The organism is Hyphomicrobium denitrificans 1NES1, from assembly GCF_000230975.2.
Taxonomy (GTDB): Bacteria; Pseudomonadota; Alphaproteobacteria; order Rhizobiales; family Hyphomicrobiaceae; genus Hyphomicrobium_B; species Hyphomicrobium_B denitrificans_A.
The window spans coordinates 2,406,225-2,428,182 of record NC_021172.1 but is presented as its reverse complement, the minus strand read 5'-3'; the positions used below and the strand labels follow the sequence as shown (position 1 = coordinate 2,428,182).

Sequence of the window (21,958 nt, the reverse complement as noted above, 5' to 3'; positions counted from 1 at the left end):
CATGGAACACCATATGACAGGGCCGCTGCTCGGCAATCTCATGATCATCGCGGCATCCGGCGCCATTACGATCGGATGTTTCGTAGCCATGTTCAAAATGTTGTTGTGGCCTGGAGAAACCAGCCGCCAGCACCCGAAATACGATATCCTGCGCGATGACAATGGGGACTGAGTTGCAATTTATGGAAAAGCCGCGCGTGCGGGTCTATCTCGATGGCGGAGCGCAGCCGATCGTCGATCGAGAGCTACCGACAGATGTGGCCCTGGATACGACCGGACTCGCAGATGGACCGCATGTGCTGACCATCCTGGCGCGTGGCGAAAGCGGGGGCGAGGGCGTCAAGGAAATTCCGTTTATGGTCCACAATGGACCCGGGATCATTGTCTCGGGCCTACAGCCGCATTCGACGCGACGCGGCAATATCCGCTTCACGGTCGATGCTTTCAGTGCGGATGATCCGTTTGATCCACGTCGCGCTGAAGCGCGCTCGTCGATCCCTGTCTGGGTATGGGTACTGTCACTTTTCGTGGTTGCTTGGTCGGTGTGGTATGCTGCGCGGATGCTGGATGTGCCGGCAGAGTTCGCGCAGACACCAACATACAGCAATCAGAGTCTCTCCCCGGTCTCAGGCAATTCTTCCGACCGAACTGCAGAGCCTCCACATTGATTGGCAGCCCGCATCTTTAACCTCGGCGACGTCGCCAAGCGCGCTCTGGGTCAAAACCAGTGGGGCCAACGCGATGAGCTTTACCGCTGGCCTGCAATCTTCTTTCGACCCAGGAGACGAAGCGTCCCTAAAGGGGATCGAAGCCCTCTTCCGGAGCCGCGCTACTCACTTCCGCCGAGCAACGGGTCACGCGGGGAAGCAAAGCCAAGCGCCTAAGCAGGTTTTGGGTGTCGTCACTTTGCACGCCATCTGCGAGGAGTGACACGTCGTTATAGTTGAGCCGTCTTCGCATTTCGTGTGGACCGGGCCCTTGCCCACGCGGCCCTGCCCATAGATGATGTTTGCAAGGCCGTGCGTCGAGAAGAGCACGGCGATATCGTGGGTCATAGCTTCACCGACCGCTCCCACCTTGACGCAATCAGCCTGTGCCGTTGCCGAAAGTGCGCAGAAGGCCGCCGCGGCGGCTAAGCTTAATTTCAAAGAACGCATTTGCCCCTCCAGAAAATGACTCATCCCGGTCCGGAAACTAGTTGAGCGCGTGACCCTCGACAACAGAATCGGCCTGCTGCAAGCTGGTTCTCCCGAAAGGAACCGGAAAGCGTGCCGCATTTGCCACCTATCGGGCTGCCCGTAGTGCCCGGCTCGACTCATGCGGAATAAAAACCTCATGCCTTCGGTTCCTGGATGCGCAGCCGGTGTCGACGGCCGGCTTGATCGTGTCACTGATCAGCTTGGTCTCGACGGCACTTTGCACATTGTAGCCGACGACGTGGAGCTTCCTGCTCGTCGTCGCCATAACCAATTGTTGCGGCTAATTTTGTTGGTCGAGGTGGCGCGCTTTTTGTGTGAGTGCCTGAAATTCCATTCAGTCGAGTTTCGACGTCGTTGGAAACGTCAGCTTCTCTCTTAGGCACAAATAAGCAAGCTCGATGTCGGATTCGACGCCCAGCTTTTGTTTGATCGCATAGTGATAGTTGGCAATCGTTTTCGGACTGAGGCTTAAAGCGGAAGCGATTGCGTCATGCGATCTTGCATCAAGCAGCTGCTGCAAGACTTCAAACTCCCGCGTTGATAGCGATTGGAAGATCGATCTCTCTCCATCCACACGTTCAAGAGCCAGATCTTCGCTTATGTCAGGGGATATGAACTTGCCTCCCAATGACGCTGCTCTGATTGCTTCAATGAGCAGCATCGGTTTGCTGCTCTTGGTAACGTAGCCCCTAGCGCCAGCATGAAAGGCGTGCACGGCAACGCTTGCGTTGCGATGCATCGTGAACACGACGATGCGAGCGTTCGGGTCCCACAGCCGAAGGCAGCGAATGAGATCAATGCCACCACGACCCGGCATTGAGATGTCCACGGTTACCACATCCGGTCGAACTGCTTTATAGGTCTGAAACGCCGTGTGGCCGTCCATTGCTTCGGCAACGACTTCAATATCCGGAATCTTTTCGATCAGCCGGCGATACCCTTCAAGCACGATCGCATGATCGTCGACGAACATCACTCTCACTTTGCTGGGCATTGCGAGCCTTGTGTCAATAACTCGGGCACAGAAACTGACAGTCTCGTCCCCTTTAGAACCCGGCTCTGCAACTCGAATGAGCCTCCCAAGAGAGTCACTCGCTCTCGTATCCCGAGCAAACCAGATCCGGTTATCATCGACTTTTTGGGTTCGCAGCCTCTGCCATCGTCAGCGATCGTCAAAGAAACACCATTGCCTTCGTTGGCGTTATTCTGTGCGGAGCGCTGCAGTTTGACCACTACAGTCTGTGCGTCTGCATGTTTGGCGGCATTGGTTAGTCCCTCTTGTGCGATACGATAGAGGTTAGCCGCGACGGCCTCTGAGAGTTGAGTGAAATTTCCATCACTTTCCAGTCTCAACCGCGTGCGGCCAGCCAAACGTACGTTCCAACTCGCCACGAGTGACTCGAGACTCGAGATTAACCCGACTTCTTTGATGATGGTTGGCCTGAGACGAGCGAGCGCGCCGCGCAGATCCGTCATAAGTTCCGACGCGATCGTGGAAAGGCTTTGCGCCTCGCCAAGGAGCGTTGGACAGGTACGCTCTGCTGTGACCTCGATCGACGCCGCAACGGCATTCAGGGCAGCCAGGCGCTGTCCTAACTCGTCATGAAGTTCTCGTGCCAAGTAACGTCTCTCATCCTCTTGGGCGACGATCAGCTGGCGTGCGAGAATCGTACGTTCGGAAGCGCTTCGCTCCAATTCGGCAGCCATTCTATTGATGTGCTCACCGATGTGCTGAAGCTCGATCAACGCGAATTCAGGTAAGCGGTGACTAAAGTCGCCAGTGGCCAAGCGGTCAAGCCCCGATAGGATCGTTGCAGTAGGTCGGAAGGCATGATCGATCACGAGATAGACTAGTCCACAAAGCAGCAGCACGGGGATCACGCTCCACCACATTATGTCGACCATGGCGCGCCAACCTCGCATCGCTACCGTGGCGGGCGCACTGGTAAGAGTCACCAATCCGGCAGGACCGTCCTTGTTGGTCAGCTTGGCTTCGACGGAGCTCTCGCTCGCGAAAATCCGCATATAGAGACGTTTAAACCACCAGGGCGGAGACACAGCGGCGGACACAGTTCCTTTGCAGTTTGTGCTCAGCACGCTTCGGGAAGTGCTTAAATAATGGATGCACAATCCTGGTTCCGACGCGACATCATCCACAAGCTCCCAGTCTGGAAAGTGGCTCCGCTTGTCAAAGCCATTTTCAATTCGGACCAACTGAAGCTGGAGCGTGCTTTGGACCGCCAAAGCCTTTGCTTCCAACTCATGCCGAGCTTCCCGCTCGATGGTCCACAGCATCATAAACATTGAAGTGCATGCGCAAATGAATGCTCCTAAGGCAACACGCCGTACGACTGCGGCCTTGAGGTTGAGAGATGCCCTCTGCATCCTTGTGATCCACCAGAAGTTGGATAATGGCCACATCTATAGCAGCTTCCGAGGTTAAGGCGCGCTGCAGGCCGAAATTGTGGGATTTGCCCGATCGAGCGCGGCCGGGGCTTTGGACGAACGAGGTGCAGAGTACGGAAAGAGGGCTGGCAAGGATTTTGTGAAATCTGCCCAGTCTCTTATGTGAAAGCGCCCGAAGCCAACAGCGAGCATGTCCGATTAGCATCTCCCCGAAAGATCAGGGAGTAGCAATATGGACATTCAAAAATTCAACCAGAAGCAAAGTGTACGTTTCTTTGCGATCGCGTTTTTTCTCGCGCTGACATCCTCAGGACAGGCTGCAGAATCCTCTCCGCCTAAGCTTGCGGTTTTTGATTTTGAATTAGCGGATTTTAGCGCTGGCGGCCCGATCGCAGGGGAGAGTCCGACCGAAACTGCACGGCTGAAACTTGTTACCAAACTGGCACGTCGCCTCATCGAACAGTCTGGGCGTTATCAGCTGGTTGATACCGGACCAGCCGGAAGCGAGGACAAGGTTAAGGAGCATTGGTTGCGCAATTGTAATGGCTGCGATGCAGACATCGCCTTAAAACTCGGAGCTGATCAATCGTTCCTCGGCACCATCCAAAAATTGAGCGTTCTTGTGCATACGGTGGTGTTTCAAATTCGCGATACGCGAACCGGAAAAATCATTCTCAATGTCCAGACGGATTTGAGAGGCGATACAGATGAGTCTTGGACGCGCTCAGTGGCTTGGCTTATTGAGCATAGGCTGTTGGGCAATTAGCTTTTTTGCGTAAATGGTCAGTGACGATGACGTTGAAGTTGCCGGCGATCAGGCAGTGGCGGTTGGAGGACTTGAGTTGCTCTCAACACCGGCGCTGCCTGATGTGGAACAATTTCACGGTCTCCTCTTGGGAAACCCTATTAGAGCACGGCCCCGCTTTGCGGTGGGCTGAGTCATTACAAACTCGAACTTACGAATTTGGTCAATTCGACCGGCAGCGCTGCCTTCCCATGAATCTAATTACGTCATCTTGCCCGAAAAGTATGTGTCGGAGGTGGCCCGCCAGCCGGGCCTTTGACAATTGTGCTCCGGTCGCTGATCATGCCGCTTCTTCAGGTGCCCCGCCGCGTGAGCGAGGGGAGAATCGGGAAGGCGGTGCAACTCCGCCACGTGCCCAACGCTGTGAGGAGGATGTTGTCGACATAAGTCACTGGTGAAAACCGGGAAGACGCCGGCAGCAGTCGATTCCGAGTCAGAAGACCGGCCTGAAAAGTCTGCACCCCACAAGGCCAGGTGGGGCGCTCACTTTGAACAAGGGGACCACCATGTCTATCGAAGCCGCCACTCAGGACATCCACGCGTTCGCTCAAAAAGCGCGCGATGCCATTTACCGTACGATCTTCTTACGCCGCGACGTGCGGGGACAGTTCTTGCCCAAGCCCGTGTCGGATGCGGTCTTGAGCCGCATTATCACCGCCGCCCACTATGCGCCTTCGGTCGGCTTCATGCAGCCGTGGAATTTCCTTGTCGTGCGCTCCGCAGACGTCAAGCGCAGGGTGCATTCGGCTTTCGTCCGCGCGCACACCGAGGCAGCCGAGATGTTCGAGGGGGAGAAGCGCGCGACCTACAAAACGCTCAAGCTTGAGGGCATTCTCGAATCGCCGGTCGGCATTTGCATCACCTGTGATCGTAGTCGCACCGGCCCCGTCGTCATCGGACGTACGCACATGAAGACGATGGATCTCTACAGCAGCGTCTGCGCTGTGCAGAACCTGTGGCTCGCCGCGCGCGCCGAGGGCCTTGGCGTGGGTTGGGTCAGCATCTTTCAGCAGGCGGCGCTGCAGCAAGCGCTGGGCATTCCCAAAGGCATCACACCGATTGCTTACCTGTGCGTTGGCTACGTGAGCCATTTTTATGCCAAGCCGGAGCTTGAGTCCGCTGGCTGGTTACCACGCATGCCGATCGAGGATCTGGTCTATTTCGAGCAGTGGGGGTGCCGCGACGATGAAGCGCTTCTGGTGCGCCAACTGATACGCGATCAGGCCGCGGCGCAGGCCGCCGCCGATGTAGCGCCGCTTGAGCCGGCGACGGCGTGATTTAGGACCGGGTCCGGGGCGGCCACCGCGCGAAGCGGTAAGCGTTAGAGCGCGGTCACCGCTTTGCTGCGATCTTTTCCGATGGCACCGTAAAAGCGGCTCGGACGAAAATCAAGCTTGGTGCCAGAAGAGGACTCAATTGCGCAGAAATTAGCCTGCTAATACGTTGAAAAAATGAGAGATTTATCCGGCGTTGTGCAGCTATGCTCTACCCTATGCTCTACATTTTTCCGAATTCCCTGACGGGACTCATCTCCGTTCCATCAATCATATCATACCCCCGGCCTTCCATCCGGCACAAAAGCAAGCCAGGGCGCCCCGGGGCAGGCGGCGGCCGGCGCGGCGCTTCAGACAAGCGTTCCGCTGCACCTCCTGAAAGGCGTCTGTTACCTCGTTGCGGACGGCCTCCAGGCACTCGCGGTGGCGCGCCTCCCTTGTGCGCTGTCGTGCAGTGCGTCGCGTCGCCTTCAGTTCCTAGTGGACAGGCGATCAAGAGGGCAAAAGTCCTTCGAAACGAACTTCTGGAGACGCTATGAAACATCCCAGGAGCAGACTTGAGCGAACGCAGCATTACGCGGTGACCGATGGCAGTTCCGCCGAGAAAGCGGACTTCGGCTCGACAGTGCTCGGTTTGACGATGTCGAATGAATAGCTTCCGCAATTCAATCCGTGCCAGACATTGCGGTTTTCTCCTCAGGCCAATTTGCGGACCATCATTCTACACGCAGCAGCTCGCCGGAATCGTCCGGTTGTCGACGCTGACCGGACGACGACGATCGAAGCTGAGAGCAACGAATACCGGATGCCGATTTCAACGATACCGACAGCCACGCCGGCAACAAGGTCGTCGCTCCGCTTGATAGATCCTCCTCTTTTCGCCATCGATCTTCTCCACGATCTCAATCGCGTCATCGAGTTCGATGCTGAGATATCGTTCAATGATGGAGTCTTTGGTCAATCTACCTCCAGTACCAAATTCATGTGCGGAACAAAATTGCAGCTTGACAGGTTCTGTATTTGGCTGTTCCGGCGCACTACGATGATCATTGCCCTTCGATCCCTTATTAATCACAGCATCCTACACGGGTCGTTGACCCTTGAGCTTCCCGCTGGTGAGCATCTGACTGCTGGCGACGGCTCGGGTGCGCCGCTTACGATCCGGCTCAAAGATATGCGCGCCGTACGCGAGCTACTTCTAAATCCCGAGCTGGCGCTCGGTGAGCTTTATACCGACGGTCGATTGACCGTATCTGGCGGCACGATTTACGATCTTCTCGATCTGCTTGGCCGTAATCTGCCAAGTTTGACACCGCCTCAAATCGGGCGTTGGCGACACGCGGTTCGAACGGTGTTCGACCGGTGGAGGCGCGGTAATTCCGAGAGGCTCGCGAGGTGTAACGTCCACCATCATTATGATATCGACGATCGCATTTATTCCCTGTTTCTTGATCCAGACCGACAATACTCCTGCGCATATTTTGAATCCGAACGTCAGAATCTCGAGCAGGCACAACTCGCCAAAAAACGGCATATCGCCGCAAAATTGCTTGTTCCAACAGGCGCATCAGTGCTCGACATCGGCAGTGGTTGGGGGGGATTGGCGCTCTATCTCGCAGACCTCTATAAGGCCCACGTAACCGGTTTGACCCTATCTACCGAGCAACTCAAGGTGGCGGAGCGGCGTGCCGATGAAAAAGGCCTGAAATCGCACGTCTGCTTCCGGCTTCAGGACTACCGCGCCCAATCCGACACGTTCGACCGCGTCGTCTCGGTTGGTATGTTCGAACATGTCGGTCGGCGCAATTACGACACCTTCTTTAAGGTGATCAGCGGAAGCCTCAAGCCTGACGGCATCGCCTTGCTACATTCAATCGGGCGGCTGGACGGGCAAAGCGCAACAAACCCATGGATCGCAAAATACATATTCCCAGGGGGCCACATCCCCTCGCTGGGGGAGGTTCTTCCTGCCGTTGAGAAGTCCGGACTCATCGTCACCGATATCGAGATCCTGAGGCTGCACTACGCCGATACGCTTGCCGCGTGGAGGGATAGATTCTTTGCTCACAGAGCTGAAGCCACGACCATCCTCGGGGAAAGGTTCTGCCGTATGTGGGAATTCTATCTTGCCGGCGCCGAAGCTGGTTTTCGCCACGGCGGCCTGATGGTCTTTCAAATGCAGCTGGCCAAGAAAATCGACACGGTTCCGCGTACGAGGACATACATTGCCGAAGAAGAGTCGCGGCTGCAAAGTCTGGATCAAGGCGCTGCCGAACGCGCAACGCCTATGCGATTAATTCATTCCCGGTGAGTTCATCCGCAATCGCCCCATATGAAATGACGCTAGCTATCCTAATCACGCAAGCGTGCCAAACCTGAACCGGTACGCTGCCGTCGGACCGCCTTCCAATAGCAGCGACCGGAGGGGAACATCGGCCCGGTTAGCCGCACAACGTGTTTTGCAAAGAGCGATGTTGGGATCGGAATCTACTTAGCGGTCGTCTCGACCTAGCATTTACGGCGGATTTGCTGACGACGGCGATGACGGCGCAGGCAACTCCTCGTGCGTGGCGGCGTTACCTCTACATGTGTGGCCGATGAGGGTCACTGCGGGTCTTGGCGGTAATGACCGCGACCCCCAACAAAAAGAGGAACAAATGAGAAAATATGTCGGCGCACTCGCTGCGCTTGGTGCGGCATTGTCTTTCGCAACGCTCGTACCCATTGCCGATGCCCGATCGGGAGGTGGTGGAGGACATGGCGCCTCCGCGCGTGGAGGCGGTGGTCATGGCCATGCATCCAGCGGTCGCTCGAGTGGCCACGTAGCCGGAAATTTTCGCGGTCGTGGCAGAGCTGGTGGTCATGGGCACGGTGGTCACTGGCGAGGTAGAGGGATCGGCTACGGTGCCGGCATCTTTTTGGGGGACGCATACGATGACTATGACAGCTGCTACTATCGTCGCGGCCGAAGGATTTGCCGGTATTGAACCGGACTCTCCGTTGTCTATTGGTTTGCCCGACCTCTTATGGAGGTCGGGTTTCATTTATTCGGCCAGCGCTGAGTTGTTCAGCGACCGGTGTCGTGAATTCGCCTGTCATTTATTCGTGAAATTGACAAATTGGGCGTCACAATGGTCCGCTGCCACCGTTATATAATTTTTTTGAGCGTTCAATAAGCCGGATTTATTCGTAGCCGTTTCCGAGAGTTAGTTCTGTTCCTGAAACGATAGGGACTACTAGGTAGTTTCCGACTCTCGTTCCGCACCACACAGAAGTTAATGTTGGCATCACCGGCAGACACCCAGCTTCGGTGACTGAAAGTCTCGATTAGATCTCGCCTGTATAATGTGTGGAGAGAGACATGGGCTTTTATACCAACGATCAGATCAACATCCTGCAAGACGCACTGAACTTAGCGTGCGCAGATCTTGGCATTCAGCCAGAGGATTTAGAACAGCGGGAGCGCCTCGCCTTTCTCATTATGAGAAACGCTTGTGGTGTACGCAACGATACGCTGGAATTGAAGGCATACGCGATCAATCATTTTGAGCGTTCGCAATGCCCTGGTGGCTCGCGCGATATAGAAGCGGGTTATCAGACAAGTTTGATAGCTTAAAACCAGCGGCCTCGTCCGTACAGCCCGCCACCGCCCAAGATGACGATAATGAGAAGGATAATCAGGAGGGTGTTCGTGTCCATGGTGGTCTCCGTGCAGAGCAGCCAAGCGAAAGCCCAACTGAATGCGTTCTGCATTGTGAAGAGGTAACCGCTCGCTGAGAGGAAATGTTCCTCTGCTGGCCGTACAGCAGTGAAGTGAGTGCAAGTATGAGACGCCACCACTTAACGCGTCGTCGCGTGGATGGTCTCTATTTCCTCCTGTCTTACGTTTGATTTTGGTACCCAGGTCGACGACGTCCACGACTGAGACTCGACCTCGGACAAGCGAATAGGCTGTTCATGACCCTCCGTCGGCGTCATCTCGATCGACTGTTAAGCTATGCTCAATGCGATTTGAGCTTAGAAAACTGATCCACTGCAAAGGTCTTCATTTCCTCGATACTCGCGTGGCCCTTTTTGGCCAACGGCGCCATAAGAATTGCGACCGTCTCCCGCTTGGATCGATCGGCATCACTAATACCGAGTTCAACGCAGGCAAGAGCCAGCGCGGCTTTCATAGTAAGAAGCTGATCGCGGCGGAGGAGTTTGCAATCCGGGATGGTCATGTGCTTCGTTCTAAAGTTGGAAACAACGGGAACGGTGTGCTACGCGGCACCAAGCCTAGGAGACTTGATGCCGCCGATCATGGGTTTGTTGCCTTGACGTGAAGGCGATGTCCCTCGCGGGGGATGAGGTGACATCTCCCATTTGGACCTACCTACGCGAAACCACGGTAGATCGTCTTTATAAGGGACGTGCCTCGGACCGCGTGCGAGACTCGGAATATACGTAGACCATTCGCCGACACCGCTGCGTTAGAAATTGTGCTGCTATTGGCACGACGCTCTGGTTGTCAGGAATCAAATGTGGTCTTGCCCAAGTCCGGACTTGTCTTGGCAGCAGCGACTGCCAAGCGCGCCAGTGCGGGCAACGATTTCGCGCCTGTTCGAGCCATAATCGATGCCCGATGGTTTTCCACGGTGCGCTGGCTGATGCCGAGATCGGCTGCAATGTTCTTGCTCGGATGACCCGCGAGCACGAGATCCATGATTTGGCGCTGTCGTTGCGTGAGACCCGCAATGTTGTGCGCTGCTGCTTCCTGCCACGCGGTCAGCTTGTTTGTATCTCGCGATTGTTCGAGCGCACGCGCAACACTATCGAGCAGCTCGGTGCGCCCGACCGGCTTCTCAATGAAATCTGAAGCTCCCGCCCTCATGGCTTGTACCGCGATCTGGACATCGCTATCGCCGGTCATCATGATCGCAGGCAATCGATGACCAGCGTTACGGAGCTGTCCGAGCAATTCCAATCCGCTCATCCCAGGAAGATAGGCATCCACCAAGAGGCACGCTTCTCGGCCCGCGCGATAGGCTTCAAGAAACGCATTACAAGACGCATAGTCTTCCACGACCTTGCCATCATCCTCAAGCACAGCTCGAATGGCGTGTCGGACGTCGTCATCATCATCGACAACGAAGATGACGGGTGCCTCTGCGGTGACGGCTGCATCAGAACGATCGGCCGGGGGCGGACGCGCCGGCGAACTCGCAACCGGCAGCAACCCTTGTATGAGCGTCGTCAGCTCATTTACGTTCACGGGCTTGCTAAGCTGAATACAGTTCTGAAGCGCGATATCGCGGAGAGTCTCTGTCGAGATATCGCCGGTTAAAATAATCACAGGAATCTCGAGCTGAAATCTCTCGCGTACCTTTTCCGCAAACTGGAGTCCGTTCAACCCGGCTGGAAGGTTGAAGTCGGTTAGAATGATATCCGGCCGGATCGCGCCGCGCTCCAATAGCGCCAGCGCCGCAACGCCGTCCGGCGCGGTTGCTAGATGATGGTGTTCGTTCTCAAGAAGAACTTCCAGGAGCTCACGGAGTTCAGGATCGTCTTCCACCACCAGGATCCCACCCAGACGATGTGGCTGTTGCGCTGTCGGAACGTTATCCGGCGATTGGGTGAGATTTGGCTCGGATGCCGTCTTGCCGAGACGGCCGGCAACCTCGATGCGGAAGACAGACCCCCTGCCCGGCTTGGAGCGAACGCTGATCTTATGGCCAAGGAGATCTCCGAGACGCTGAACGATCGACAGGCCAAGACCGAGCCCGCGGCTCCGTTCGCGCGCAGCGTTGTCGAGTTGCTGAAATTCACCGAAGATCGCTTTGTAATCCTTTTCCGGAATGCCGATACCGGTATCCCAGACCTCGATCCACAGCACGTCCTTCTGCCGGCGGCACCCCAGCAAAACTTTGCCCTGGTGCGTGTATTTCAGCGCGTTTCCAATTAAATTTCGTATCATTTGTTCGAGAAGGCGGGGATCGCTATCGATCGATGCGCCCGACGAAACGATGCGAAGCTCTATGTTTTGAGATTGCGCGTGGTAGGTAAACTCATCATTCAAACGGCGGAGAAGATCGTTGATCGGAAACCTCACAATTTGTGGGCGGACAATGCCGGCCTCGATCTGATTGATATCGAGTAGAGAGTTCAGCATGCCTGACATTGCAGAAAGTGTTTCTTCGATTCGACCAACAAGTTTCTGCGCCTTTTCTCCCTCTACAATTTTGCTCAACAATCCCTGGATCAAAGCGAGCGATTGAAGCGGCTGGCGGAGATCGTGGCTCGCCACAGCAAGAAATCGCGACTTCGCGATATTGGCAAGTTCAGCCTGATGCTTTGCCGCCTCTAGCGCTGCCGATGCCTGCTTGCGCTCGGAAATGTCGACGAACGTAATGACGACCCCTTCGATGCCATTGTCCTGGGTGCGGTAGGGCAGGATGCGTCGGCTATACCAAGCGCCGTTGTGCGCTTTGATTTCCCCTTCCAGCGGTTCGAGAGTATCAAGCACGGTTCGCGCGTCAGCGAGAAGCAAGTTGTCGGAGGCAAGCGAACTGAGGTCGGCGAGTGGCCTGCCGATATCTCCCGGAATGACATTGAACAAAGATTTGGTCGCCGGCGTAAAAAAGCGGATGTTGAGATGAGTATCGAGAAAGAGCGTCGCGACATCCGTACTGTAGAGGATATTCTGCAAATCGTTTGATGTCGTGCGTTGCCGCTCCAAAGTCTCCTGCAGTTGAGTATTGAGAGCGGTCAACTCCTCGTTCAAGGACTGCAATTCCTCTTTCGAGGTCAAAAGCTCTTCGTTGGTCGATTGAAATTCTTCATTGGCGGACAAGGCCTCTTCATTGACGGCCTTCTGCTCTTCGGAAGAAATCTCGAGATTGTGGATGGCGCCCTCAAGCTCCGTCCGGGTGGCTTCGAGTTCCAGCTCCAGCTCACTGACCCGAGCCGGTTTCTCAGAGACATGCTGTGCATCGAGCCTGCCTTTCTGCTTCGGCTCGTCTATGAAGCAGACGAGCAGTAAGTCCTCGCCTTCGCTCTGTATTGGTTGCACGGCAATGCTGAAGGGCTGCGAGTCCGCGTTGATGCCGACTTGGCCGCCAGACACGGTGACGCGTGTATTTTGTTGAATCGCACGTTGAATGACGGAGCGAAGTTTTGTTCGCAAGCCGTCGCGTGCCATAGCCAGCAGATCGTGTATCGGGCGTCCCGTCGCCACCTTTAGATAGCGATCCGTCGGGCCAAGATAATAGAGGCATTCATACTTGCGATTGATCAACACCGCGGCCGGGGCATAAGCCTCCATCACCATCTGCCGACACAGTTCGGCTAATGCCGCTTGGCGCGACGGAGGTGGAACTTCCGTCAACCGCAATGGAAGCTGTACGTTACTGGCGCTTCGTGAAAATCCGAAGTCTCCCCTCCGGCTGCGCCCGATATGCCGATAAAGTCGTGCCGCCTTCGATACGGTAGCGAAACGGTCTGCGGCATTGCCCACTGTTTCAGAACTCCCGAGAAGCAGGAGGCCGCCTTCGCGCAAGGCGAAATGAAAAGCCGAAATGACCTTCGCTTGCGCTTCTGGCCGCAAATAGATCAGAAGATTTCGGCACGATACCAAATCGAGACGCGAGAATGGCGGATCGGCCAATACATCCTGCACGGTGAAGACCACCGAGCCGCGCAATGTCGGCTGCACCCGGTAGTTATGATCTTCCTTCGAGAAAAAACGGGCAAGCCGCTTCGGAGATACGTCGGTCGCTATGGTCTCAGGATAAAGACCCTCCCGCGCCACGGCGACCGCATCCCGATCGACATCGGACGCGAAGACCTGAAGTTTGATATTTCTATCTGCGACGGCGATTGCCTCGCGGAACAGCATGGCTAGCGAGTAGGTCTCTTCACCCGTACTGCAACCGGTAATCCAGATGCGCAGGGGCTGTTCCTCATGGTGATCACGGATCAGTTCGGGGATGGTATCTTGCGCGAGAAAATCGAATACCTCCGGATCGCGGAAAAAACTCGTTACATTGATCAGGAGATCTTTAGCGAGAAGATCAATCTCGTTTGCATCGCTACGCAAAATCTCAAGATACTTACTCGTGTTGTTCGCGTCGATCGCAGACATGGCCATGCGTCGATCGATCCTGCGCTGCAGCGTTCCCTTCTTATAGAGCGTAAAATCATGGACAGTCTTGGCGCGTAAGAGATCGATAATCTCCGATAGGCAATCCGGGGTGGAATCCTTCGCAAGCGGCGTCGTCGGCCCGTTGGAAATTCGTCGTCCGCGATCTGCAAGAGCGTTGGCAATCTCCACTATCGTTAAAACCGCGTCGACCGAGCCGGTCTGGATGGCGCTACGAGGCATGCCGTCATAGCTCGCCTCATCCGGATCCTGCGCTATTACGAAACCGCCTTGTTCTTTGATGGCTTTGAGCCCGAGGCTACCGTCGGCCCCCGTTCCAGAAAGAACGACGCCGATGGCCCGCGTTCCGAATTCAGCGGCCATCGAGTGAAGCAAGAAGTCGAATGGCAAACGAGCGCCATGGCGTACATTGGGCCGCGAGAGGTGAAGTGCGCCGCCGCCGACGGTCAGATAGCTTCCCGGAGGAATGATGTAGAGGTGGTTGCGCTCGATCGGCATACCGTCGGTCGCTTGTCGTACCGGCATCGCGGTATGATCGGCCAACAGATCCACCATCATGCTCTCATGAGTGGGATCGAGATGCTGGACAAGAATGAATGCCATACCGCTGTCTGACGCAATCGCATCCACAAGTTTTCGGCAGGCATCCAGACCGCCGGCAGACGCACCTATGCCAACGACAGGAAAAACATGCGGCTCTAGGGGTGGACCGCGTGCTGCTGGCGGTTTCGAACCTATTGGCGATCGCGTCGCATCAGGTTTCTTGGGGCGATCCATGGGCATGGGGTAAATATCCTTGAGAGGCTTGCCCCCCGACAGACGCCGAGATTTGGTATATCACGCTCTACGCACCGAAGCTTTTAATTGTCCGTGCGGAATCCGCACACCAGGGCCACCCGTTCTGGACCGTGCCCCGCTTTAGCCTGGCATTTGAGTAGTTTCCGAACCTTCCAGCCCAAGAGCCGAGGCGTTAGGTCGAACGATGATGTTCGGCTCGTCAATCGAGTCCGACTACCGAGGCCATTGGTCCTGGTCGTCTGCAGGAAAACATGAACAAATTTCTTTGGGCTCAGGCGCCATCTGACGAAGACAGTGTGGCGCCGGCCGAGCCAGTTCAACATGAAAAGCGCTGCCTCAGTCAGCGCACCTCAACAGCAAGCGTGCGGCCCGGGAATTGGGATCTGCTCGATCGCATTCAGATCTGGATGAACGAAGGCGGCGCGGGAGATGATGCGAGATGAAACCGCTAAGTGTCCTCCTAGTGGAAGACGAGGTGCTGATCGCAATGCTGTACACACAGGTTCTCGAGGACATGGGTCACACGATCTGTGCAACCGAGAGCACAGAAGCCGGCGCAGTCGCGGCCGCCGCCCGATACGAGCCGGACATGATGATCGTTGACGCAAGATTGCGAGACGGCAGCGGAATCTCAGCCATGACAAAAATCTTGCTCACACGGCAGGTGCCACACGTGTTTGTCAGCGGCGATGTTTCCGGCGTTAAAGCGCTAAGGCCCGATGCCGTGGTGATTCAGAAGCCTTTCTTTGCTTCAGACCTCGCTCGAGCGATGCAACTTGCTTCGGGCGTCGAAGCAACAGCCTGATCGTTTGCTCATGGCTTCGGAACATGCACATGAAGCTGAAAGGGGCCGCGTTGCAGCCCGCTTCAGAAGTCAGCCGAGATCAAGGTGTAAGCTCCCACTTGGCGACCGCGATAAACGCGGCGGGCAGCTGTAAGAATCTTGTCGCGATACTTGTCAAAAACCTTCAGAGTTCCGGATTCGTCTCCCGTTGGGGACGAGCTGATTCTATCGAACACGCCCTGTTCCACCGTGAAGCTGACTTCGAAAGCTCCATCGTAACCCCAAAAACGCACGCAGTGATGCTTGGTGTCATAGCTTCGGGTCGGATTTGGAAAGTTGAGTGCCATGGAATAAATCCTTCGTTTGAAAATGAACTTGGATTGTAGATCTCCTTACAATATCTGAATCGAAAGCCACGCGAACCGGGTACGCGCCTTAGCAGCGGCGAACCAAAGCCATTCGAATATCTGATTATTTTGATCGGCGCCGGGAGGAAGTTGTTTTTGAGGGTAAAGTCTTGGACTGAACCTCGGCAGCCAATGCCAATCGTTCGGCGCGCAGACGTTTGGTTTTGGCGAGAGTGGCGACCCTCTTCATTTCGTGTTCGGTGAGAGCCAGCTTGGCATCGCGCTCGCGCCCCAGCTTTATTGCCGCAGCCTTAGCTTGCGCGGCTGAACGATCAGCAGCCACCTTCATTTCATCTATTACCGCCTGATGTCGGGCGCTCTTATGATATTCCCACACTGGTTTAACATCCCTTGATTTGAGAAAATGCCGGCTCAAGAAGCGTTCACTGCGGCTTTGGACTGCTTACGCTAACCGGCAACGCTTCGAGCCTCTTTAAACCAGCCGATGCTGCGGCCAGCGTTGGATCGAGACCCAAAGCCGCCTGGTAATCTGAGAAGCTGGAGGCGTGATCGCCAAGCTTTTCGTTGACCAGTCCACGGTTCAGAAATGCAAACACCATGTCCGGTTCGAATTCGATGGCTTTGGAATAGTCCGCACGCGCTTGCCGAAGCTTTTGCAAGTCAAAGTACACGTTGCCTCGATTATAATATGCAACACCATTGCTGGAATTAGCAGCTATAGAAGAGCTGAAGTCTGCCAGCGCTTTCGAAGGCTCATGCCGTTCCGCCCTGGCGATGCCTCGGTTCATATAGGCCATGGATATGGAGTCGCTAATCATCGTGCTCTCAATGACTTGAGTGCACGCGCGGATCCGCCGCGCCGCATTGGTCCCATTGTTGCAATCTGCTGAAGCGTCAGCATGAGCATTCGTCGAGTTTGCGATCAACACGAGAGCGACCAAAAGAAAGGCACGCGTGACAGCATGCGCGAGCTTCCGCCCGACAGGGTTAACTCCAAACAAAGCGTCGTCTCCGGCAAATAGCCGACGCCTTTCGATGATTTTTTTAACGTAGACACTCATGACAAAAGCACCACTCGTTCGAAAGCAGCACCAAGCCAGGGAGACCTGGTGCCGCCGCATATGGAAGCGCTGTTTGGGGGTGCCAAGAGAGCGCCGACGCCTGCTCCCGGGAAGAGCTAGCATCATCCATAGTGACCGACCGGCGAGGGATTGAACCGGGGATCAAGGTGATTGAAGCGAAGACGCGGCTCACAAGCGAGACTCGGAAAATACCTAAAATGCAAAGCTGTCTGGTCTTTCCGTGTTGCGTACTCACACAAGGGAACAGTCATTACAAATCCTCATGCCCACGGCGTGTTAAGCACGGTTGCCCGATATGAAACTCCTAAAAGGGGGTCGATTGATCGTTTGGCCGGGGAGCCTGAATACTCTTCTTACAGAAACTTCGATGTCATGAACGTTGGCGATACCCGTATCGGCATAGGCCAAAATCGCCATTGCTATGGGCGCGCGCGTTCTGTCGTTGGGGTCCATGCCACTATGGTCGTGGCCGAGTTCGTCTCGGAGTCGCATGTAAAGCGCGGCCAAATCGATGCCTAATTTGCCGCCATCTTCGAAGTCCATAAGCAAACTCTCCACGCCTGCGCCATAAAGTTATAATGAGCAAACAGCGAGAATCGTTGCAAATCCGCACGGAATAACTTCGATTACTGCGCTTCTGCACGAGACAACAGGCTGTGCGGCCATAGAAAGATGCAAGGCATGCAAATTTACGTCGATGCTGACGCGTGTCCCGTGAAGGCTGAGATCGTCCGAGTAGCGGAGCGTCATGGCCTTACCATCCATATGGTCTCGAACAGCTGGATGCGGCTTGACGAAAGTCCGCTGATCAAACGCATTGTGGTCAATGACAAGCCTGATGCCGCCGATGATTGGATCGCGGAGCGTGTTACTGCGTCCGATATCGCGATAACGGCAGATATTTTACTTGCCGCACGGTGTCTGAGGGTTGGAGCTCAGTGCATAGGGCCGACGGGCAAGCCTTTCAGCGAGGCGAACATCGGCATGGCGCTTGCGATGCGGGAAATGCAAAAGCACTTGCGTGAAACTGGTGGGAGCCGAGGATTCAATCCGGCATTCACACCATGCGACAGATCTCAGTTTCTTCAAGCCCTGGAACACGCAATTCAGGCTGGTAAACGGGGACGGTAGGAAAGGGTTTCGAGATAGGGCCTCGGGTAACTGGACGTCGGGTTCATTTGCATTGAGATCCAATATAGGGCACCGAAATAAGACTCTAAGAGAGAGCGCAGTCAAAGCGCGGGTCGAACGCCAGACCAAATAGATCTGGCGTGGATTCAACGTCGCTAGTTCAGTTGCTCGGAGGGATATAATGATTGGCCGGAGTCCGATCAGACGTGCCGCCCGAAGTATTGCCGACATCCGTGCCAACCGCTCCGGTGGCAGTTGCGTTTGGCGTACGCTGCGGCGTCGCATCCCCCGGAGTACGATCGGAAGTTTTTGCTCCTTGGCTGCTAGCACCGCTGTCACCCGTACTTGATCCTGTACTTGTCCCAGCAGTTGGACCGGCCGTAGCTGAAGTTGACGGCGCGGCGAATGCCAACGTCACCCCGCCTGTGATCAGAGCCAATGTCGCAGCGCTTACCGTTAGGGCTTTGTAAAACTTGTGCATGATGTCCTCGAATCAGAGACCGGGAAATCGGGCCTCCCGTGTTTCAACCACTCTCGATGTGCGTTCGTTCCGCATAAGGACAATTGCCTACCCGCGAACTGCATGGGTTCAACTCGCCGTGCAAAGGAAAAGTCGGTGCGGTACCTCGCTCGCATGCTATGTCGGTGCGCATGTCGGTCCTCGCGCCGCAGCGGGGACATTGCAGGGAATTATCCGCGTTGCCTTCGGGCATCCAGCAAAAAAAGACCAGAGCAAACGAGAAAAATGACGCTTCTGATCTGGAATTTGTCGCCGACGCATCGGCATCCTATTCCGAGATCGATAGCGAACCACAATAACCTACGACTTGAAGAATTGATAAGCTGGCAAAGCCTTCAGCGAGTCCTTGGTCCCGTCGGTGACGATCTTAAAGCTGCTGCCATCACGGGTGATCTTCAGATTGCTGAACGGCACGGCTACGTATTTATCGCCCATTCCCAAGAAGCCGCCTACACTTAAGACAACCTCATCCATTGAACCATCTGGTTTCAGAATAATGTCGTCGATGCTGCCGATGTTCTGGTTGGCGTTATTGTAGACCTTCGAGCCGACGAGCTTACTCGTACGCAATTCTTCCGCCGTCTGCATATTGTCTGCTGCGAAGGCTGGGATTGTCGCGATGCTCGCGGCAGCGAGAACTCCGGCAGTTAGGACGTTTATGGCTAGTCGTGTCATTTTATTCTCCATTTGAGATTGGTGGATCATAACGATTTCGCGAAATGGATTAGTTCCGCGCGCAGACGACTGCAAAGTCCAGCTCCCAGCGACCGTCACAGCAGGACGGCGGTGGACATTTCGTCTGCGCGAGCGGTTATCTGATCAATACGGACATGTCCGTATGAGCTTTTACTCGGCTGCTCTGCCAGAGGCCGGCAACGGTTCTCGGCGTCCTTTGGAGGGCAGCTCTACGGACGCGGACGCTGGTTTTGACTCATCAAATTCATCTGATAGCCCGGTTCGACGTCGCGCTCGCTTTCTGGGTATTGCGAACATTTCAGAATGTGTGGTGCGGAACGAGGGTCGGAAACTACCTACCCCATGCAGCGCGGCGGCACCAAGCGCCGGAAACAGGATCACTTCGCTGCATCTTCGGGATGGGAGCCCTTTCCGAACAATCCCCCAATCCTACTCATAAGCAATTTTGCGGTGATGGCGCCGGACGTAACCAATGCAAAAACACGCCAAGACAAACTCACGGCACCAGCCCGCTTATCCATTTTTTCTAATCCATTTTGCAGCATTTCTTTCGGCTTTCCTCAAACGTACTGGACGCCGGTGTCAACGGCCCCGCGGCTTGTCGAATTGGTCGCACAAACTCGGCGTGTATCTAGCCTCGGCTGCGCGGCAGAGGGATGTGGAGATTGGTAGGCGGCAAAGACCCGCCGCACAATTCCACGTGCATAGCGGGCCCTTCGCAAACGCCACACATCAACAGCATAGCGCTCCTATTTCTAACGGCAGCCGATCCAGGTTCGTTCCCGAAGAACGACCCACGCCGCGGAAGGATGCCCGCCTAGATCTCGCTTTGCGGCACCTTGTTGCCGAGAAAGGCCGCGGCCGCCGCATGCCCGGAACTTTGGGCCTACCGCTGACACGTCACCGCAATACCTGTTCGGCTGACGTCAAGCAGTGTTGATCTCCAACCGCGTTGCAGCGTCAGACTATCGACCACCTTCTCTTTGCGGCGTGTAAGGCGGAGGTGGATCATTGGGGCCGGAGTCAAAGTGGCCGCTTTCTCCAGTACTCGCCCCATTCGAGGCCGAATGCCTTCTGTGTGGAGCGGGCTCATAGCGATCGCGCGCACTTCCGGGATCCGTCCGTGTCGGGTCGATGCTGTCGAAAGTGCTGCTACCGTTTTGATTGTGCCGATACTGATCCGCCAAAACCTGAGCCAAAGCAGGCGCGGCAGTCGCGAGTGCTAATGCCGCCGAACTCGCGAGAACAAACTTGATCATGGTCGCGTCCTTCATCTGCTGCAGAAGAAGACCGGAAGGCTGGTTCGGTTCGAGCTGACCGACCAGACGCGTCAGGCGATCAACGAGTACCTGCGCCTGACTGGACGCAAACCGGGCCAGTTCCTCTCCGCTGGTCGTGGCGACAGAAGGGGCTGACTACTCGCCAGTACGCCCGGCTCGTGCAGGAATGGGTGGCCAGCATTGGCCTCGATCCGGCTAAGTTCGGCACGCATTCACTGCGGCGAACCGAGGCCGTGCTGATTTACCGAAGAACTGGCAATCTGCGGGCAGTCCAACTCCTGCTCGGGCACTCAAAGATCGAAAGCACGGTTCGCTATCTCGGCATCGAGGTTGATGATGCGATCGAGATTGCGGAAAAGATCGACATATAACGCGATACCTCAGTACGTGCGACGGCAGCTATTGGGACCTTGCGGCAACTTCGAGAAGCCGAGAAAGCTGCCGTCGCTCTGCGGTTCTCATCCGCAACAAGATCATCGTTGTGACCCGGTCGCTCACCCCCAACAGCGGACACCCGGCGAAGCTGGTATGATCTCCCATGAACGAATCTAGGTCGCCGCTACCGAAAATGGGCGCGCCCGTCTCGGACAACGAGGCGCGAGCAGCCATTCATGCTATCGGCGGGTATGCCTATCAGCTGATGTGCACGGCACTCGCCTGGATTGATCTGGAGCCGGGTGCGAGCCTGCATGTGGAAGTAGCCGAGGATTACGCAACCGCGGTAAGGGAATGCCTTGAAGCGGTTCAGGTTCGGAGGACTGCCGATAGCATTACACTACGCTCGAGGCCAGTCGTTGAGGCTCTAAGAAATTTCTGGGCTCTCAAGCAGAAGAACCCCAATCGCCATGTGTCGCTTCGCTACCTGACCACGTCGATTATCGGACGCGAGCAGCAGTCTGAGTTGCCGGGCAATGTGCCGGGCCTGGCCTACTGGCGCACTGCCGCCCGACAAGGTGGCAATGTTGGCCCGCTCAGGGCACTCTTGCTGACCCTCCCGTTATCGACCGAACTCAGGCAATTCCTGGAAGGGGCGAGCGACGCCGACGTGCGAGAGCATCTGCTCCGGCGGATACACTGGGATGTGGATCAGCCATCACTCCATGATTTGCGGCGGCAGGTGGAGGCCAAACTGGTCCAACGCGGTCGATCGCTTGTCGCGGGGACGAACGTTGCCGAATTGACCGCCATTCTCGATCCGCTGCTGGCGCGGATACTTGAGATCGCATCGAAAGGCGCCGATCGCGTCCTGGATTCCGTCGAGCTCGATGGGATCATCGAATCCGGGACGTGTACGCCCGTGCCCAACCCGGTTCTGCGGCAACTGCTGGCCGGCCAAGTCGGTGACGCAAGGGTGCAATCGCCAGACCGCATATTCGACGCTGGCGATCGACCGTTGCCCTTGCCTGTCGCTGAGCGAACAGCGCTCGTCGATGATCTTAGAGCAAAGCTGACAGAGCATGGCTGGCTGGTCCTGC

Annotated in this window: 20 protein-coding genes and 1 riboswitch; of the genes, 10 read left to right on the top strand and 10 right to left on the bottom strand. The window is 55.9% G+C overall.

The window, feature by feature from the left end; translation table 11 throughout:
• The first annotated feature begins 1 nt into the window (after position 1).
• A complete protein-coding gene (locus tag HYPDE_RS19370) occupies positions 2–172 on the top strand; it encodes a hypothetical protein (protein WP_187290827.1) in 171 nt (56 codons plus the stop codon).
• Positions 173–182: 10 nt separating this feature from the next.
• Positions 183–668 carry a hypothetical protein gene (locus HYPDE_RS11660; RefSeq protein ID WP_015598668.1) on the top strand — a complete coding sequence of 162 codons (486 nt, stop codon included), beginning with the start codon at positions 183–185 and terminating at the stop codon, positions 666–668.
• An 865-nt stretch (positions 669–1,533) separates the two neighbouring features.
• Here HYPDE_RS11660 and HYPDE_RS11645 read toward each other — a convergent pair.
• Positions 1,534–2,193: a response regulator gene (locus tag HYPDE_RS11645; protein WP_244437611.1), complete on the bottom strand. Its 660-nt coding sequence runs from the start codon at positions 2,191–2,193 to the stop codon at positions 1,534–1,536.
• Positions 2,178–3,503 (bottom strand): HAMP domain-containing sensor histidine kinase, encoded by a 1,326-nt coding sequence (locus HYPDE_RS11640; protein ID WP_015598664.1) that lies wholly within the window; start codon positions 3,501–3,503, stop codon positions 2,178–2,180. The genes HYPDE_RS11645 and HYPDE_RS11640 overlap by 16 nt, the downstream gene beginning before the upstream one ends.
• Positions 3,504–3,837: 334 nt before the next feature.
• Here HYPDE_RS11640 and HYPDE_RS11635 point away from each other — a divergent pair, with 334 nt between their 5' ends.
• The 4 genes from HYPDE_RS11635 to HYPDE_RS11620 all read left to right on the top strand — a co-directional run bounded on the left by HYPDE_RS11635 (position 3,838) and on the right by HYPDE_RS11620 (position 9,300).
• Complete coding sequence (locus HYPDE_RS11635; protein WP_015598663.1) at positions 3,838–4,371, top strand: DUF3280 domain-containing protein; 534 nt, start codon at positions 3,838–3,840, stop codon at positions 4,369–4,371.
• A gap of 317 nt (positions 4,372–4,688) precedes the next feature.
• A riboswitch (cobalamin riboswitch) is annotated at positions 4,689–4,874 on the top strand.
• 42 nt (positions 4,875–4,916) lie between these two features.
• The gene (bluB, locus tag HYPDE_RS11630; protein WP_041320429.1) at positions 4,917–5,687 is read left to right on the top strand and encodes a 5,6-dimethylbenzimidazole synthase; all 771 of its coding nucleotides are present in this window, start codon (positions 4,917–4,919) and stop codon (positions 5,685–5,687) included.
• Positions 5,688–6,726: 1,039 nt separating this feature from the next.
• Entirely contained in the window at positions 6,727–7,995 is a 1,269-nt protein-coding gene (locus tag HYPDE_RS11625) for an SAM-dependent methyltransferase (protein WP_041321207.1), read from the top strand.
• Between the two features lie 1,050 nt (positions 7,996–9,045).
• Complete coding sequence (locus HYPDE_RS11620; RefSeq protein ID WP_015598658.1) at positions 9,046–9,300, top strand: hypothetical protein; 255 nt, start codon at positions 9,046–9,048, stop codon at positions 9,298–9,300.
• Between the two features lie 385 nt (positions 9,301–9,685).
• Here the strand turns inward: HYPDE_RS11620 and HYPDE_RS11615 are convergent, their stop codons facing one another.
• Positions 9,686–9,907: a hypothetical protein gene (locus HYPDE_RS11615; RefSeq protein WP_015598657.1), complete on the bottom strand. Its 222-nt coding sequence runs from the start codon at positions 9,905–9,907 to the stop codon at positions 9,686–9,688.
• A gap of 287 nt (positions 9,908–10,194) precedes the next feature.
• Positions 10,195–14,601: a chemotaxis protein CheB gene (locus HYPDE_RS11610; RefSeq protein WP_015598656.1), complete on the bottom strand. Its 4,407-nt coding sequence runs from the start codon at positions 14,599–14,601 to the stop codon at positions 10,195–10,197.
• A gap of 272 nt (positions 14,602–14,873) precedes the next feature.
• On the opposite strand from HYPDE_RS11610, the gene HYPDE_RS19490 reads away from it, so the two are divergent.
• Together HYPDE_RS19490 and HYPDE_RS11600 are read left to right on the top strand one after the other, a co-directional pair.
• Positions 14,874–15,065, top strand: coding sequence for a hypothetical protein (locus HYPDE_RS19490; RefSeq protein ID WP_041320425.1), 192 nt, complete (start codon positions 14,874–14,876; stop codon positions 15,063–15,065).
• Positions 15,062–15,427: a response regulator gene (locus tag HYPDE_RS11600; RefSeq protein ID WP_015598655.1), complete on the top strand. Its 366-nt coding sequence runs from the start codon at positions 15,062–15,064 to the stop codon at positions 15,425–15,427. Before HYPDE_RS19490 ends, HYPDE_RS11600 begins: the two co-directional genes overlap by 4 nt.
• Positions 15,428–15,489: 62 nt before the next feature.
• Here the strand turns inward: HYPDE_RS11600 and HYPDE_RS11595 are convergent, their stop codons facing one another.
• The 4 genes from HYPDE_RS11595 to HYPDE_RS11580 form a co-directional block, all read right to left on the bottom strand.
• Positions 15,490–15,753: a DUF1488 domain-containing protein gene (locus tag HYPDE_RS11595; protein ID WP_041320423.1), complete on the bottom strand. Its 264-nt coding sequence runs from the start codon at positions 15,751–15,753 to the stop codon at positions 15,490–15,492.
• Positions 15,754–15,877: 124 nt separating this feature from the next.
• Complete coding sequence (locus HYPDE_RS11590; protein ID WP_015598653.1) at positions 15,878–16,102, bottom strand: hypothetical protein; 225 nt, start codon at positions 16,100–16,102, stop codon at positions 15,878–15,880.
• A gap of 94 nt (positions 16,103–16,196) precedes the next feature.
• Positions 16,197–16,835, bottom strand: coding sequence for a tetratricopeptide repeat protein (locus HYPDE_RS11585; RefSeq protein WP_015598652.1), 639 nt, complete (start codon positions 16,833–16,835; stop codon positions 16,197–16,199).
• A gap of 297 nt (positions 16,836–17,132) precedes the next feature.
• Positions 17,133–17,399, bottom strand: a complete 267-nt coding sequence (locus tag HYPDE_RS11580; protein WP_015598651.1) for a hypothetical protein — start codon at positions 17,397–17,399, stop codon at positions 17,133–17,135.
• A 129-nt stretch (positions 17,400–17,528) separates the two neighbouring features.
• On the opposite strand from HYPDE_RS11580, the gene HYPDE_RS11575 reads away from it, so the two are divergent.
• Positions 17,529–17,987 carry a YaiI/YqxD family protein gene (locus HYPDE_RS11575; RefSeq protein ID WP_015598650.1) on the top strand — a complete coding sequence of 153 codons (459 nt, stop codon included), beginning with the start codon at positions 17,529–17,531 and terminating at the stop codon, positions 17,985–17,987.
• An 820-nt stretch (positions 17,988–18,807) separates the two neighbouring features.
• Here HYPDE_RS11575 and HYPDE_RS11565 read toward each other — a convergent pair.
• The gene (locus HYPDE_RS11565) at positions 18,808–19,182 is read right to left on the bottom strand and encodes a PRC-barrel domain-containing protein (RefSeq protein WP_041321201.1); all 375 of its coding nucleotides are present in this window, start codon (positions 19,180–19,182) and stop codon (positions 18,808–18,810) included.
• A 1,471-nt stretch (positions 19,183–20,653) separates the two neighbouring features.
• Here HYPDE_RS11565 and HYPDE_RS19740 point away from each other — a divergent pair.
• Entirely contained in the window at positions 20,654–20,854 is a 201-nt protein-coding gene (locus HYPDE_RS19740; protein ID WP_015598645.1) for a tyrosine-type recombinase/integrase, read from the top strand.
• A 722-nt stretch (positions 20,855–21,576) separates the two neighbouring features.
• On the opposite strand, the gene HYPDE_RS19135 is transcribed toward HYPDE_RS19740, so the two are convergent.
• Positions 21,577–21,942, bottom strand: coding sequence for a hypothetical protein (locus HYPDE_RS19135; RefSeq protein WP_144061257.1), 366 nt, complete (start codon positions 21,940–21,942; stop codon positions 21,577–21,579).
• Positions 21,943–21,958 lie beyond the last annotated feature (16 nt).

Excerpts from the sequence above, each read along its gene's own strand:
- HYPDE_RS11590 (WP_015598653.1), bottom strand. The coding sequence starts at position 16,102 with ATGAAGGTGGCTGCTGATCGTTCAGCCGCGCAAGCTAAGGCTGCGGCA.
- HYPDE_RS11585 (WP_015598652.1), bottom strand. The coding sequence starts at position 16,835 with ATGAGTGTCTACGTTAAAAAAATCATCGAAAGGCGTCGGCTATTTGCC.
- HYPDE_RS19490 (WP_041320425.1), top strand. The coding sequence starts at position 14,874 with ATGAACAAATTTCTTTGGGCTCAGGCGCCATCTGACGAAGACAGTGTG.
- HYPDE_RS11660 (WP_015598668.1), top strand. The coding sequence starts at position 183 with ATGGAAAAGCCGCGCGTGCGGGTCTATCTCGATGGCGGAGCGCAGCCG.
- HYPDE_RS11600 (WP_015598655.1), top strand. The coding sequence starts at position 15,062 with ATGAAACCGCTAAGTGTCCTCCTAGTGGAAGACGAGGTGCTGATCGCA.
- HYPDE_RS11580 (WP_015598651.1), bottom strand. The coding sequence starts at position 17,399 with ATGGACTTCGAAGATGGCGGCAAATTAGGCATCGATTTGGCCGCGCTT.
- HYPDE_RS11610 (WP_015598656.1), bottom strand. The coding sequence starts at position 14,601 with ATGGATCGCCCCAAGAAACCTGATGCGACGCGATCGCCAATAGGTTCG.
- HYPDE_RS11635 (WP_015598663.1), top strand. The coding sequence starts at position 3,838 with ATGGACATTCAAAAATTCAACCAGAAGCAAAGTGTACGTTTCTTTGCG.
- HYPDE_RS11615 (WP_015598657.1), bottom strand. The coding sequence starts at position 9,907 with ATGACCATCCCGGATTGCAAACTCCTCCGCCGCGATCAGCTTCTTACT.
- HYPDE_RS11620 (WP_015598658.1), top strand. The coding sequence starts at position 9,046 with ATGGGCTTTTATACCAACGATCAGATCAACATCCTGCAAGACGCACTG.
- bluB (WP_041320429.1), top strand. The coding sequence starts at position 4,917 with ATGTCTATCGAAGCCGCCACTCAGGACATCCACGCGTTCGCTCAAAAA.
- HYPDE_RS19370 (WP_187290827.1), top strand. The coding sequence starts at position 2 with ATGGAACACCATATGACAGGGCCGCTGCTCGGCAATCTCATGATCATC.
- HYPDE_RS11625 (WP_041321207.1), top strand. The coding sequence starts at position 6,727 with ATGATCATTGCCCTTCGATCCCTTATTAATCACAGCATCCTACACGGG.
- HYPDE_RS19135 (WP_144061257.1), bottom strand. The coding sequence starts at position 21,942 with ATGCTCTGTCAGCTTTGCTCTAAGATCATCGACGAGCGCTGTTCGCTC.
- HYPDE_RS11640 (WP_015598664.1), bottom strand. The coding sequence starts at position 3,503 with ATGTTTATGATGCTGTGGACCATCGAGCGGGAAGCTCGGCATGAGTTG.
- HYPDE_RS11565 (WP_041321201.1), bottom strand. The coding sequence starts at position 19,182 with ATGACACGACTAGCCATAAACGTCCTAACTGCCGGAGTTCTCGCTGCC.
- HYPDE_RS11595 (WP_041320423.1), bottom strand. The coding sequence starts at position 15,753 with ATGGCACTCAACTTTCCAAATCCGACCCGAAGCTATGACACCAAGCAT.
- HYPDE_RS11645 (WP_244437611.1), bottom strand. The coding sequence starts at position 2,193 with ATGCCCAGCAAAGTGAGAGTGATGTTCGTCGACGATCATGCGATCGTG.
- HYPDE_RS11575 (WP_015598650.1), top strand. The coding sequence starts at position 17,529 with ATGCAAGGCATGCAAATTTACGTCGATGCTGACGCGTGTCCCGTGAAG.